We start from the raw sequence: 13412 nt of genomic DNA, 5'->3' as shown, positions 1-13412 counted from the left end.
GAATGAGCCGAACAGATAATATGACATATAGGATGTACCAGCCTGCAAAGGATTATGTATCCAATGAACTCAACATGTTGAACAGATAACAAAAAGGCCCTGCAATGATGCAGGGCCTTCGAAAATCCATTATAAATCTGAAAATTTATGATAAAGGAATGATTAATCTCCCCAATACTCCTCGGGATGGTATTCAATCTCAGAACTAGCTTTGAACGTAAGCTCATCTGTCTGATCATGATATTCCACGCTTTCCGGGGTGACGTAATACCAATGCTTCACCACGGGTCCATCGTCTACCAGCGTTACAAAACGAAATACGTTCAACTCCCCGCTATAACGCACAATCGCCTCCGCCGTCTCATGCGGCAGTCCTTGAAGCGTAAAGCGAAACACGCCGTCCGCCGATTCCAAATGGCAATCGAAAACCTGCTTGCGGCTGTCAGCAAAGCTACGTCCCGTGACGGCATGCTTGATCAGCCATGTTTCCTGCTGCGCCATTGTGCGCACCTCCTTTTAGGGCAAATCAATCAACATATAAAAAACAGAATCTTCTGCTTTCGGTGAGAGCTTCGGCTCCTGCTCAATACGAGCGGAATCGCGTCCTTGCAGAATATGTTCACCGTTCACACGCAGCGAGCCTTCGATGACGAATAGGAACACGCGCCGACCCTCGGCCTGTGTGAATTCTACTTGCTCTCCAGGCTGAAGCTTGCTTAAATAAATCGTTAAATCCTGATTGATTGCAGCTATTTCACCCTCTGTGCCTGGTACGCGCTTTCCGGCAACGACAGGCAGAAGCTGACCGTGAAGACGCTCAGGATTGAACGCTGTAGCCTCATATGACGGTTTCAGGCCTCTCGTATGCGGGCTAAACCACAATTGCAGTAGACTGACATCCTCCGTTTGTGAAGCGTTGTGCTCCGTATGAATGATGCCGTGGCCCGCTGACATTCGCTGAATGCCTCCAAAACGAGTCACCGCTACATGTCCACGGTTGTCTTCATGACGCAATTCCCCATACAGCACAATCGAAACAATCTCCATATCACTGTGCGGATGCGCCCCAAAGCCCCGTCCCGGTGTGATGACATCGTCATTACAGACACGCATAGGACCAAACGCTGTATTGTTCTCATCCTGATACTCCGCGAATGAAAAGCTGTGACTCCCCCGCAGCCAGCCCTTATCGAAGCTGAATCGGGAAGCCGCCGGATATATTGTAAACATAATAGCCCTCCTTCAGGAAGAAAAATGAGATCAAATCCCTCTCATTGTAACCGAGCCCCAGCGATAAAGCTACGCCTCTGTCTGAGTGATAATTTCGTCTATAAAAGACTGCAAAGTACTGGTAACAAAGGCTTCCTTACGCCGGATAAACACCGTTGTTACTTCATTGTACGGCTCAGGCATCGCATGACCGCAGACAAGGCCTTGAGCCACCAGCCCACTGATCGACGATTCGGGAAAAACAGTCATTCCAATACCAGCCGCCACACTGCCGATAATTGTCTCAAATGTCCCAAACTCCATAATCTGCTTGGGAATAATCCCCTCCATCTTGAGCCAGGTTTCCAGCCGTCCCCGGTAGCCGCAACCTTTTTTATACAGCAGGAGTGGACGGGTTGTAAGATCCTCAACAGAAAAGTCATCTCCTTGGGATACGAGGACCAGCTTTTCCTGAAATACATCAAACTGTTCAATCAGCGGATGCTTCACCGGCCCGGTCACAAAAGCTCCATCCAGCCGCATTTCTGCAACCTCCTGCACCAGAGACTCTGTAACCCCGGCCTTTAGGGACAACTCGACATCCGGGTACTTGCTATAGTAAGCATGTAAAATGGCCGGGAGGGCAATGACAGTCTCCACAATGCCAATCTCCAGCACCCCCGAAGGTGCAGAGGTATTCTGAAACGCATGTTTCATTTCCTCGAATTGCGATAAAATGCTTTTCGTATATTGCAGCAGACGCTTGCCCTCGGCATTGAGGATCATTCCCCGCTTATGTCTATTAAATAAAGGCGTTTGCAGTTCCTTTTCGAGCAGCTTGATTCTGGCCGTTACATTGGACTGGACATAGCTAAGCTCGGCTGCAGCCTTGCTGACACTGCCATGCGCAGCCACCGTCTGGAAAATGTTTAAATCGTTCAGATCCACTACTGCTCCCCCTTATTGTGAAGGACAATGGGCCATCAAAATTGACGCGCCTTGTCACTTATTATCATTTTAAATGATCATAATGTTTATTTTCAATCATTTTACCAACAGCTTCCTATCCTTTATGATGTGTCCATAAGATATGTCCGCTGAGACCGGCAAGGAGGAGCTTTTGTACACCATGAACAGACAAATCATGACCGGATCTTTATTATGCCTAATCGCCAGTATGTCCTGGGGGGCGATGTTTCCGGTTTCGCACATTGCATTACAACATATCAATCCACTGTACTTTTCATTTTTGCGCTATTTATCGGTTACACTCATTTTAGTCGTGCTATTGTGGCTCAAAGAGGGACGGACTGCATTTCGCTTTGAGGGCAAGGGTAAGACGTTGTTATTCTTCGGGACCATGGGATTCACCATTTATAATATGGCCGTTTTCCAGGGGCAGCACGCGATGGGGGCAGCAGGTACTCTCGTAGCCTCTATAATGGAAGTTCTAATGCCGATGATTTCCATTGCGATGGTGTGGATCATGACCCGTAAAATGCCTCCGAAATATACACTAATCAGCATGGTGATTGCGCTGGCTGGGGCTTTACTAGTGATCACGAACGGAAAATGGACCTTTTTCACGCTTGCCGGACAACATTTACTGCCGCTGCTGCTTATTTTCGTAGGCGTCGTCGGATGGGTCGTATATTCCATGGGAGGCAGCCATTTTGCAGGATGGTCTACTCTTCGGTATTCAACCCTAACCTGTCTGCTCGGAACTCTCGTCTCCTTCGCAGTCGTCACATTTGCCTCTGCTTTCAACTGGATTGTGGTGCCAGACTGGCAGGCTGTGTGGTCAGTTAAATACGAAATGAGCTTTATGATCCTGCTTCCAGGGCTAGCCGCCCTGCTTAGCTGGAATGCCGGAATCCGAAAGCTGTCTCCACTGAACGGAATTCTATTTATTAACTTTGTACCGATTACCACGCTGGTACTCATGTACTTCCAAGGTTATGCTATTAGCCGTTTTGAACTATATGGTACAGTGCTAGTCATTTTCGCACTGATTCTGAACAATATGTTTCAGAGAAGTTCGCTGCGTCCTTCCGACAGCTCACGGAATTTCCGTTTCCGCCTGGATCGCCGCAAGTCCTTCCAACGTTAACTTCTAACTCTGCAAACCAAAAATTATGCTAAAACATTTAAAAAAAGCGCCTGGATACAGAGTACAATCTCCTGTATCCGGCGCTTTTTATCATTTTAAGATTTTCCTTCAACCTGAAACCGTCCAACCAGTTCGCGTAGCTCCTCTGCCATTTGGCTCAGGTCCGCTGTAGATGAAGCAATTTCCTCTATAGAAGCGAGCTGTTGCTCAGCTGCCGCTGAGATCGACTCGGTGTTGCTCGCTGCCTCGTCCGAAATGTGGGAAATATCGCTCATAATATCTACGACACCTACAGTCCCCCGTGCCATTTCCTGAGTCACTCCGGTAATGTCATTGATATGCTCCATAGCTCGTTCCACGGCTTGGCTGATTTCCGCAAAGGATTGCTCAGACGTGGTTACCGAATCAATGCCTTCCGTCACCCGTGTCCGCGCTTGATGCATAGCACCCAGAGCATGATTCATATCCACCTGCATCGCTTCAATGCGCTCCGAGATCAAAGTAGCCGATTTCGCTGATTCCTCAGCTAGCTTACGCACCTCCGTAGCGACCACGGCAAATCCCTTACCATGATCCCCAGCGCGTGCGGCCTCAATGGACGCATTCAGAGCTAACAGATTGGTCTGTTTAGCGATACCGGATATAACGCTGATAATATTCACGATTTCACCGGAGCGCTCATTCAGGGAGTCCATGGCTTGTCCGAGATCGTTAACGGTCTCGTCGATGTCATGCATCTTCTGTACAGCCTGCGTAGCAGCCTTGCTACCCTCCTGAGCCGACTCGGCGTTCATCTTCACATGTTCAGATACGCCCAGCATACGCTCGGATACGTTCGCTGCTTGCTGAGCAAGCTCCTCCATATGTACAGAGCCGTGCTTGACGCTCTGCACCTGACGTTCGCTGCCCACAGCTACTTCCTGGATAGCAATGGTGACATGCTCAATCGCTTGGGTCGTCTGATCTGCACCCGCAGCCAGCTCCTCCGCTGAAGAACTTACCCGATCTGTCGTTTCGTGTACGCTTCGAATCATCGTGCGCAAACTATCGACCATAGTTTGGAAGTGAGAAGACAATTCGCCTACCTCATCCGTTTTTCCAGTTTCCAAATCGCCCGTCAAATCTCCTTCACTGATTCGTTCTGCTGATTTTTGCAGCTTACGAATCGGTACCAGAACAGAACGGGTGATCAGGAAAATCGCGATAAGCGCAATCACCAATGAGGCAGCCAACACAAAAATGGTTACATAACGTATGGCAGCGGTGGCATCGCTAATCTCGGATTGATAGAAGGTACCTGCTATTTTCCAGCCGGTATCTTTATTCGTTACATAGTTCAGGTACTTCTCTTGGCCTTCATACACATATGTATACTGCCCGCTCTGCGCAGCATACATATCATTTATAAAGCTTGCATCAAGAGATGTACCCGGCTTAGCTGTAGGGTGGACTACAAATTTTTTCGTATGATCCAAAATGATGATATACCCCTCCTGGCCGACTTTGATGGAGGCCAGTTTGCGTACACTTTCCAGATTTAGAGAAATCCCGATAACCCCGGACTGGTCGGAAAGCGTCTGAGATACCACCACAACAGGAATACCCGATGAATTGATGATAACAGGGGTGATCGCTACCTTACCGGGTTGCTTCATCGCTTCGATGTACCATGGCCGTGTGCGAGGATCAAATGTCCCTTCGTCCTCCTTGGGCACCCCCCGAATCATCAGCCCGTCCGGTGTTCCAACAAAAATATCCGTCGCATCTTCGTGCAAGCCCTTGTATTGAATCAGTTTGGGCTGAATCAATGGGCTGTTTCGACCATCTATCATTGAGGCGTCCAGACGCTCCGCCAAATACTTCGCATCTTTAATTTTACTGGCGATTGCATATTCAATAATCGAGTTAGCCGTCGCTACACCCTGATTTGCACTGCTGTAGAGCTGTTTTTCCATAGCATTATATGATGATTTATAGGTCGCAATGGAAATACTTAAGCTCGGAATCAGCAAAACAAGCAAAAAGCCTAAACTTAGCTTGTTCCTGAGTGTCCATATAGTTTTTCTCTTTCGCGTTGTTCCCATGTTTTTTCCCCTTTGCTCATAAAACGATATATTTGAATTACATTCAGTGTTAGTTATATCGGTTGAAAGTAACAAATGATTTACAATAAAATTTCACAAAGGAGAAAAACAAAAACCGCGCCCTATGAGACTAAGGACGCGGTTATATGAACATTTAGACCTGTACGTTACTGTTTTCAGCCTTTTTACGGCCAAATAACTGATCCACTGCCAGAAAACGTCCACCGACAAGCGCTTGCTGAAGGCTGGTGAACAGAATCAGCAGATCAAATTCAATCGAGCCAAAAGGCTGTCCTTTTTTAGCGGTTAGCAATACACCAATCATAACAATGGTCAATGCCGCTCCAGCCACTCGTGTTCCGATACCCAGAACCAGTGCAATTCCTCCAACCAGCTCAACCGTAGCGACCACAGGGGCCATCCAACCAGGGAGTCCGATACTTTGGAAGAAGCCAGAGGTTCCGTCTAATCCCTGAAACTTTTGTGCACCGTGAACGATAAAAATAACCCCTGTAAAGATTCGTACCAACAACAATCCAATATTCATAAGCGTTTGATTCATTTGCTCATCTCCTTTTAAGTTGTATAAAAATCCTGTAACAAACTACATAATGTAGTGTATTGTACATCGAGAATCGGGAGCGCGAAAAGCGCCACCCGTAGGAAACATCTTATCCAACTAGATTAGCGCCAGTGCGAACATAAGTGTCAGCATCACTAGCACATAGCTGGAAAACATAATCGAACGCCAAGGCATTTGAATGACAGGTTCTTGCTGAGGGTCTAAAATACGTGAGATACGATAATTAATGGACGTTTCTGCAAACGAGGAACAAGCGGCGGAGTTTACCAGGCGAGTATTGGCAGGCGTCATACTCAGAAGCTTGAGCAATGCGCTCCCAATCCCAACTGGTGAACCGGCTCGATGAATCGCTTCGTTATCAGCCAAAATTTCACGGGCCGTCTTATAATGATTGGTAATGTGACGCAGAACCGGCAAGTAAAATAGCTGTTTAGCACACACTTGCAGCAACCAGGTCTTCAACGGATCATAATGTTTCATATGATAGGCTTCATGGTATATGACCGCTTCTTCCTCGTGCTTGTCCAGTACGGACAATAGTGCAGAGGACAATACAATACGTGGCTTCCATAATCCCATGGTGAAGGCGGCTGGCTTAGGATAATCAATGACCCATATCCGATCGGTCCCGAGTTCACGATATCGCTCACCCAGTGCTTCGGTCAGCGGCAGGTCACGCATTCGGTGCAGTCTGCGAAAAGCTGCCCTGGTAGCCATACACTGTCTGACTGCTTCTCCTCCGGCGATAGTGAAGGTAACGAGAACCAGCCCGCTGAGCGCATCCACCATGTAGCCGATTCCGTAGTGCTGCAACAAGCTTCTGCATATTTGAAACACGTTATAATTCAATTTCCAGCCGAAAACATGCTGCCCGGCGTACATACCCATCTGTATAAGGGCGAAACCCGAAATCAAGGCGCCTGCTGTAAACAGTAATTTAGAACGTGTTTTCCACATCGTCTACATATCCTTTTTCCATTGTTTAATTTTTTGTTCCAGACGTTCGATCAACTTCGGATCGGCCACCTCCAGAGCATCAATCATATGATTGACAGCAAGCGGACCAAATTCATCAACCAATTCGTGACTCAGTCCCTTGGATTGCTCATCCATGAACTCATCCCTGCTTAATACTGGACGATATAAAGACGTTCTCCCACGTATACTCTTACTCAGTATTCCCTTTTCCACTAAACGGTTCATCACGGTCATTACCGTATTGAAGTTAAAGTCCCGATCCCCCTCCAACGCGGTCTGCACTTCTTTGATACTCCGATCCGAAGTGGACCATAAAATATCCATAATTTTGGCTTCCAGAGGTCCGAAAAATCGGTTAAGCCCGGTTTCGCCAGCTTTAAAATTCAGTCGTTTCATAAGAAGCACCTCACACTACCGATTGTAGTGTATATATCCGGATAAAGTCAACCGTCACACCTAATGTCAGTTTCTTCATGGAATCATATACAAACCGCCGAATGTCTCCATCCGGCGGAAATTCATCGGTATTCATAGCTTTTAGTTCAATCTGCCAATCTGTATCCTACACCTCTTACGGTTGCAATATATTCAGGTTCTGCAGGTCGATCATCCAGCTTCTTGCGCAAACTTTTGACATGCACATCTACAACGTTGCTGCCGCCTACAAAATCCGTCTCCCAGATATCGTGCATCATTTGCTCGCGGGAGATCACTTTGCCTTGAGCATCAATCAGCTTCAGCAGCAAATCGTATTCTGTTTTAGTCAGATTCAATTGACTCTCTTCTTTATATACCAGCATTTTATCTCGATCAATCCAGATGTCCTTGAATACCGTACGACGGCTGGCTTGCGCGGCCTGACGGGAAGCGGCAGGATGGCGTACAATCATCCGTTCAATGTCATGCACCATATGATTGGAAGCCAGCGGCCACACCAGCACCTCTTCTGAAGGAAGCAGCTCATGCGCATGTACAGACACCCGATCCTGAACCACATACATAACCGGTGTGTCTTTCATGTGTTCTACCTCGAGACGATTGCGGATATCCAGTAATTCACTCTGTGGTTCGGTGGCGGTCAAATCGTAAATCAACAGATCGCTTCCCAGATGACGCTGCACTTCAGGCTCCCAGCGATGAAAAACCATCACATCAAAACACGCATCTGACAACGTACGCACCAACCCATGAACTACACCCGGTACCGAACTGATCAGAATGATACGACGTGTAGTCGGACAATACAAAGGCTCATTGGAGGGAACGGTCTGCAACGTAGGTGTAGAGGGAGCTGCTAACATCGATGTCCAACTGCCCTTCACCCGTCTAGGCATGTCAGCCACTTTGAAACGATTCGTTATCTGATTCGCTTGCTTTGACATTCCTTACACACTCCTCCGAATACGACATGGGCATGGGCAATATTATACCCCGTTTCATGCGCAACCGTGTCAATCCAATCATGTGGGACTTCACTCATTACTTCATCTACTCGGCCGCATACCTGACAAATAATATGCTGATGATCGTCCATCCGTCCATCATAACGACTAGCAGCTTCCCCCAGCTTCAATTCACGGATTAATTCCTTATCCGTCAAATAACGTAGGGAATTATATACTGTTCCATAGGCCAGATTATATCCGCGCTCCATCAACCGATTCATAACATCAGCCGCAGTAGGATGATCGTGGGCTTCACGAACCACATCATATACCGCTTGGCGCTGCGAAGTTAAATTTAAAGTTCTCATACCGCATCTCCCTTAACCAACGCAGATTATATTAATTACAAAATTACAATCACAATAAAGATCAACTTAGAATAAGTATAAATCTTAATTTATTTCAAGTCAATGGGATCGGATAAATTGAACGGCTTTGCAACACAATGTATACATGGTACATCTCAGCCCATACACATTGGAGGAATATTTTATGAAAATACTGTGGATATTCATTCTCTTTATGATGCTTACGCTCGGAACAAGTATATCGATAAAATGGCTTTTCGGCGCTCATCATCCTTGGGAGCCTATTTCATTGGCTTTTCGCACTATGCGACCATCGGAATATGTCGTCCTGGCAGGAATGCTTATAGTGTTCTTTATAAATGTGGGCAAAAAGCCAATAGGAAACGCATTTCGCTTCCTGTTCTCACAATGGTCACGTTTCCTCAAAGTTTCTACTTCTTCCTCTGATTCTCCGCAAGAGAGTCATCAGAAAGAACAAACAAGGGAAAACGCAAGCAAATAATGGATGGACATAGATGAGGGACATTCGTCCAAATTCAAAGTGGCAATCCATGCATTCCGTTCATATTCATTATCCATATTAATAATGACCGCATTTCCAAGAATAAAATCGAACATCAAAATGAGCATTTTACCGGTACTGATGTATGTTTTGTCGGCAAGACGATGTCTCATGAGACATTTTCCTCTCCTTTTTTATTCCGGGTCTTTCTCAGCCACGACACGATTAGCAGCAAGATAGGAAAAAACACGGCAAATATCGGAAACAGCCATTTCAGCACTAACTCGCCTGTTTGAAGGTGATCTTGATAGCTCAGTGTCATCAATACACAAGAGACTAACATGATAATCCCAAATGGCAGGATCAGTTTATGGTATGACATTCTCAATACATCCTCTGCGGCTTTAACCGCGGCATAATAGAAGATGAAAATTTTAAAAAAATCAAAGATAATAACGCTCATAACGCCGATGACATCGACTCTGTCGATAAAATCAGATATTTCGACCTTGCTGATCATCGAGAGTAGCGGGTAAGTCGCCCGTTTAAACACATCCTCTCCCAGTGCAAGCACATTGGACAGTGTAACAATAGATAGGAGCAGCCCTCCGAACAATATAGCAGAGACCCCTACCCCATTGGCACGATAGCCCTTTTTTAATGTGGGAAGAATCATCGCAAACGTAACCATCTCGCCGTACGGTAGCATCACGGCTTGCGAATAAACAACTTGCCATATCGGCTGCCAGCCATGCTCGGCTATGGGCAATATATTGCCCACATCTACAATGCCTGCCAACAAAATTAATATATTCGTGGCTAGGCCCAGCAACAGTAGCAAAATCAACATGATGATGGCCGTCCGGCCTGCAACCTCGATTCCCAAATACACCACATACATTACAAGTCCAATCATTAAGGCACAAATGACTGTCAACGGCGTATGCTGAAGTGTCCGGTCGGCAATCAGGATCCCCGTGTCCCGAAGATCCCGTGCTCCGCCGTAAAGAAAAAACACGATATATATAAAAGCAAGCGCACTCCCTGCTTTCTTGCCCAAAAGGGCTCTGCAGTACTGTGTCATGAGCAAGTCGGGAAAGCGTCGGTGAAGGCTGCCATAGCATACAAAAAGCATTGCCCCCAAAACTGTGGAAATGAGGATGGCGATCCACGCATCCTTGCCCGCATTCCTTCCGGGAATAGACATCATGGATGTACCCATCTCAAACAACACCATAAGAGAGATCATCTCTTTTGCACCTATCTGTACCCTTTTTTTCATGGCCTTCCCTCCTTGTTCTATTTTTCACTAGTCTGATTCCCCCTTGGAATATGGGTTAGTCCGCGACTGAGTGTGTTTCAGTATAGAAGTCACTTGAATACGAACGGTACTTTCCGCAAAATAACGGCTCCAATCGTGAGAGAGCCTCTTCCATTGTTGGGGATGGCTCCTCTCCAGCGCAAGGCCAAAGCCTATTACATCGCTGCGGGTACGCTGAATGTCTCTGACTGTTGAAGCGATTACTTTTTTCGTCTCCTCTGTCCATTGCTCCTGCAGTCTTTTCATCGCCTCCGGACTCTGTAAGTTAATCGAGCACTCGGCTTCCTGTACTGCCCCGGTCTGTTTTAAGTTAATCACAAAAATAGGCTCTCCTTGCTCCATCCGAGTGTGTATCTTGGTTGCAGAAAACAAGGTTTCGATGCCAATGGTTTCCCTATTCTTACCGCAGCTCAGTGTTGTTTGGGCACCTTTCACCTTGTTGTTGATCATAGACAGTCCAATGGCCTGGTCATCGTCCAACCAGTGGACAAGCCGATCCTTTTTGAACACCCCCATTCCGTTAATATGAACAATGGCTTTCGGTAAAATATTGTCCACATTGTTCTTGCTTGCAGCCTGCTCCAAATTCCCATTGACCCCTATGCCCGTCAGCACAGGACCGCCACCCTTATGAGACATGCTGCGAATGACATCGTCGATAGTCACCGCGTAATCCCCGGCATACAAACGCTCCGATGTTTCCAGCTTTCCTGAAATATCATTGGCCGGAATACGGCCGATCGCGGTCATGATTGCCAGTACATCCTTCCCAGTATTACCGCGTGCCACCAGCATTTTCACCGGCAACCGGATTTCTGTAGACCTTTCCAAAGAATCCATCATATCGCCGATTCCAGCCCGTGCCAGCTTTTCACCAATAACGACCAGTTTGGTGTGCGCCAAAGAAATGATCCTCGGAACCTTTTGTGAGGCTCTGCGGAGCGCTTGAAACAGATTTTTTCCCTTTTCCCGATACAAAACGACAGGAGTATCTCCTCTCGCTTTGGCTCCGGCGATTTCATCTGCCACGATCACCTGTAGGGAAACTTCGTAATCTGACTCCCCAACCATATCAATTCCTATCCCCGCTACTACTGCTCTCTGGTTTAACTCCACAGAATCCCAGCAACCGGATAACAAGGGAGCGAACAGTAACAGGACCAAACACAGTCTCCCTATACTCCCCTTAAAGGTTACTGCCCTTTGTTCATTCCTCTTCCCCTGATACACCCTGATTGCCCCCCTCCTGCATCGGTGTGGTTTTATCAGAAGGGGAATTCCCGCTTCCACCCTTCATTCGTTTCTGGTTCTTAGACGTTATGCTTTTAGGACGTTTCTTCATCATCCAAAATGGGAGTCGCAATACGGCATCCTTTTGACTCTCCAGCACAAAAGGACTGAAAGGCGCCATGTAGGGCACCCCGAAGGAACTTAGACTGTTCATATGAGCAATCAACGCAATCAGCCCCAATGTAATGCCGTATAGCCCCATAAACGCTGACAGTATCATGAAAATAAACCGGCACAATCTCCCGGCCACTGCCATGTTATAGGCTGGGATTGCGAAACTGGCTATTCCTGTCAGGGCTACTATAATTGTGAGCAGCGGGGTGACGACTCCGGCTTCCACGGCCGCTTGACCCAACACAAGCGCACCAATAACGGATACCGTTTGACCACCCGCACGCGGCATTCGAATACCCGCCTCACGCAAAATCTCAAAGGTAATCTCCAAAATAAACGCCTCTAGAAATGCCGGAAAAGGAACGGATTCCCGCTGAGCCAATATGCTGATCAGTAGTGGAGTCGGTATCATTTCATAATGGTATGTTGTTAAGGCAATGTAGAGAGAAGGCCCCAGAATAAGAATAATGAAGCTGATATATCTAATGAGCCGAACAACAGTCGCCATATCGTAACGCTCTTCATAATCCGAAGAACTCTGAAAAAATTGGGCAAATATTGTAGGCATCACCAGTACAAACGGAGTCCCGTCTACAATGAGAGCCACTCGACCCTCCATAATATTGCTGCTAATGGTGTCCGGTCTTTCCGTGTTAAAAATCGTCGGGAATGGTGTAAAGTGATTTTCCTGTATCATCTCCTCAACCATGCCGGACTCAAATACAGCGTCAATATTGATGCTTTCTACCCGTTTACGAACCTCATCTACGACACGTGGATTTGCAATATTTTTCATGTAGAGCATGGCCACATTTGTGAGGGACGTGCTTCCCACTTGGAACATCTCCAGTGTAAGATCGGAGCTTTTAATCCGTCGCCGGACGAGAGAAATATTCGTGAACAGGGATTCTACAAATCCCTCTTTCGGTCCTCTGACGACTGTCTGTGTTGTTGGCTCGCTGACTGCGCGTGTCTCTCCCCCACGTGTGCCGCACGCAATGGCTTTTTCGCAGCCTTCCAATAGGATGATCGTGTCCCCCACTAACAGTTGTTCCATCATGGAATTCCAATCATCGCAGTCCTTCACTTCTCCTAGTGCAAGCGCATGACTCTGTATTCTTGCGTACAGCGCTTCTGCATTCTCCGCCTCAGCAGCCACTTCAGCAGATGGGCGGCTAAGCATGGATCTCATGATGAGTTCATTCACCGTATCCGTTTTAGCCATACTATCCAGAAACACAATAGCGGCGGGAACATCCGCCCTCAGCCCTAATTTAAAGCGGCGAATCAGAAAGTCTGGGCTATCTGATGTCAATTTCTTAATTTGCTGCAAGTTGGTTTCCAAACAAGTATCGATTTTTAAATAGCGCGGAGAATTTTCATTGTTCTTGCCCGCACCCGACTTTTTATTATGTTTGCGATAGGGATAGCGAATCATGAGCAAACCTCATCTCCAGTAAGGCAGCAA

14 protein-coding genes are annotated in these 13412 nt (G+C 46.9%); 1 reads left to right on the top strand and 13 read right to left on the bottom strand.

Annotated elements, in window-relative coordinates; genetic code table 11:
- Positions 1-162: 162 nt before the first annotated feature.
- The 3 genes from MHB54_RS14985 to MHB54_RS14975 form a co-directional block, all read right to left on the bottom strand.
- Positions 163-501, bottom strand: a complete 339-nt coding sequence (locus MHB54_RS14985; RefSeq protein ID WP_023990800.1) for a hypothetical protein — start codon at positions 499-501, stop codon at positions 163-165.
- A 15-nt stretch (positions 502-516) separates the two neighbouring features.
- Complete coding sequence (locus MHB54_RS14980) at positions 517-1230, bottom strand: pirin family protein (protein WP_340981695.1); 714 nt, start codon at positions 1228-1230, stop codon at positions 517-519.
- A gap of 69 nt (positions 1231-1299) precedes the next feature.
- A complete protein-coding gene (locus MHB54_RS14975) occupies positions 1300-2157 on the bottom strand; it encodes a LysR family transcriptional regulator (protein ID WP_023990802.1) in 858 nt (285 codons plus the stop codon).
- A 181-nt stretch (positions 2158-2338) separates the two neighbouring features.
- Here MHB54_RS14975 and MHB54_RS14970 point away from each other — a divergent pair, with 181 nt between their 5' ends.
- Positions 2339-3319 carry a DMT family transporter gene (locus MHB54_RS14970; protein ID WP_023990803.1) on the top strand — a complete coding sequence of 327 codons (981 nt, stop codon included), beginning with the start codon at positions 2339-2341 and terminating at the stop codon, positions 3317-3319.
- 95 nt (positions 3320-3414) lie between these two features.
- Here the strand turns inward: MHB54_RS14970 and MHB54_RS14965 are convergent, their stop codons facing one another.
- The 10 genes from MHB54_RS14965 to MHB54_RS14920 all read right to left on the bottom strand — a co-directional run bounded on the left by MHB54_RS14965 (position 3415) and on the right by MHB54_RS14920 (position 13382).
- Positions 3415-5403: a methyl-accepting chemotaxis protein gene (locus MHB54_RS14965; protein ID WP_023990804.1), complete on the bottom strand. Its 1989-nt coding sequence runs from the start codon at positions 5401-5403 to the stop codon at positions 3415-3417.
- A gap of 154 nt (positions 5404-5557) precedes the next feature.
- Positions 5558-5965 (bottom strand): DoxX family protein, encoded by a 408-nt coding sequence (locus tag MHB54_RS14960; RefSeq protein WP_023990805.1) that lies wholly within the window; start codon positions 5963-5965, stop codon positions 5558-5560.
- A 117-nt stretch (positions 5966-6082) separates the two neighbouring features.
- Positions 6083-6943: a M56 family metallopeptidase gene (locus MHB54_RS14955; protein WP_023990806.1), complete on the bottom strand. Its 861-nt coding sequence runs from the start codon at positions 6941-6943 to the stop codon at positions 6083-6085.
- A 3-nt stretch (positions 6944-6946) separates the two neighbouring features.
- Positions 6947-7360 (bottom strand): BlaI/MecI/CopY family transcriptional regulator, encoded by a 414-nt coding sequence (locus MHB54_RS14950; protein WP_023990807.1) that lies wholly within the window; start codon positions 7358-7360, stop codon positions 6947-6949.
- A 146-nt stretch (positions 7361-7506) separates the two neighbouring features.
- Positions 7507-8346: a winged helix-turn-helix domain-containing protein gene (locus tag MHB54_RS14945; RefSeq protein ID WP_023990808.1), complete on the bottom strand. Its 840-nt coding sequence runs from the start codon at positions 8344-8346 to the stop codon at positions 7507-7509.
- Positions 8322-8717, bottom strand: a complete 396-nt coding sequence (locus MHB54_RS14940) for a Fur family transcriptional regulator (protein ID WP_023990809.1) — start codon at positions 8715-8717, stop codon at positions 8322-8324. Before MHB54_RS14940 ends, MHB54_RS14945 begins: the two co-directional genes overlap by 25 nt.
- A gap of 465 nt (positions 8718-9182) precedes the next feature.
- Positions 9183-9392 carry a hypothetical protein gene (locus tag MHB54_RS14935; protein WP_023990810.1) on the bottom strand — a complete coding sequence of 70 codons (210 nt, stop codon included), beginning with the start codon at positions 9390-9392 and terminating at the stop codon, positions 9183-9185.
- The gene (locus MHB54_RS14930) at positions 9389-10501 is read right to left on the bottom strand and encodes a GerAB/ArcD/ProY family transporter (RefSeq protein ID WP_023990811.1); all 1113 of its coding nucleotides are present in this window, start codon (positions 10499-10501) and stop codon (positions 9389-9391) included. Before MHB54_RS14930 ends, MHB54_RS14935 begins: the two co-directional genes overlap by 4 nt.
- A 27-nt stretch (positions 10502-10528) precedes the next feature.
- Complete coding sequence (locus MHB54_RS14925; protein ID WP_028540755.1) at positions 10529-11704, bottom strand: Ger(x)C family spore germination protein; 1176 nt, start codon at positions 11702-11704, stop codon at positions 10529-10531.
- 43 nt (positions 11705-11747) lie between these two features.
- Entirely contained in the window at positions 11748-13382 is a 1635-nt protein-coding gene (locus MHB54_RS14920; RefSeq protein WP_023990813.1) for a spore germination protein, read from the bottom strand.
- Positions 13383-13412 lie beyond the last annotated feature (30 nt).

This window comes from Paenibacillus sp. FSL M7-0802 (assembly GCF_038004945.1).
Classification (GTDB): Bacteria; Bacillota; Bacilli; order Paenibacillales; family Paenibacillaceae; genus Paenibacillus; species Paenibacillus polymyxa_B.
Note: the sequence above shows the minus strand (reverse complement) of the source record. Positions and strands in the feature narration are given on the sequence as shown.

What these genes read in the sequence shown, in the direction of transcription:
- MHB54_RS14935 (WP_023990810.1), bottom strand. Translation starts at nt 9,392, where the DNA reads ATGAGACATCGTCTTGCCGACAAAACATACATCAGTACCGGTAAAATG.
- MHB54_RS14965 (WP_023990804.1), bottom strand. Translation starts at nt 5,403, where the DNA reads ATGGGAACAACGCGAAAGAGAAAAACTATATGGACACTCAGGAACAAG.
- MHB54_RS14950 (WP_023990807.1), bottom strand. Translation starts at nt 7,360, where the DNA reads ATGAAACGACTGAATTTTAAAGCTGGCGAAACCGGGCTTAACCGATTT.
- MHB54_RS14930 (WP_023990811.1), bottom strand. Translation starts at nt 10,501, where the DNA reads ATGAAAAAAAGGGTACAGATAGGTGCAAAAGAGATGATCTCTCTTATG.
- MHB54_RS14945 (WP_023990808.1), bottom strand. Translation starts at nt 8,346, where the DNA reads ATGTCAAAGCAAGCGAATCAGATAACGAATCGTTTCAAAGTGGCTGAC.
- MHB54_RS14980 (WP_340981695.1), bottom strand. Translation starts at nt 1,230, where the DNA reads ATGTTTACAATATATCCGGCGGCTTCCCGATTCAGCTTCGATAAGGGC.
- MHB54_RS14940 (WP_023990809.1), bottom strand. Translation starts at nt 8,717, where the DNA reads ATGAGAACTTTAAATTTAACTTCGCAGCGCCAAGCGGTATATGATGTG.
- MHB54_RS14920 (WP_023990813.1), bottom strand. Translation starts at nt 13,382, where the DNA reads ATGATTCGCTATCCCTATCGCAAACATAATAAAAAGTCGGGTGCGGGC.
- MHB54_RS14970 (WP_023990803.1), top strand. Translation starts at nt 2,339, where the DNA reads ATGAACAGACAAATCATGACCGGATCTTTATTATGCCTAATCGCCAGT.
- MHB54_RS14985 (WP_023990800.1), bottom strand. Translation starts at nt 501, where the DNA reads ATGGCGCAGCAGGAAACATGGCTGATCAAGCATGCCGTCACGGGACGT.
- MHB54_RS14960 (WP_023990805.1), bottom strand. Translation starts at nt 5,965, where the DNA reads ATGAATCAAACGCTTATGAATATTGGATTGTTGTTGGTACGAATCTTT.
- MHB54_RS14955 (WP_023990806.1), bottom strand. Translation starts at nt 6,943, where the DNA reads ATGTGGAAAACACGTTCTAAATTACTGTTTACAGCAGGCGCCTTGATT.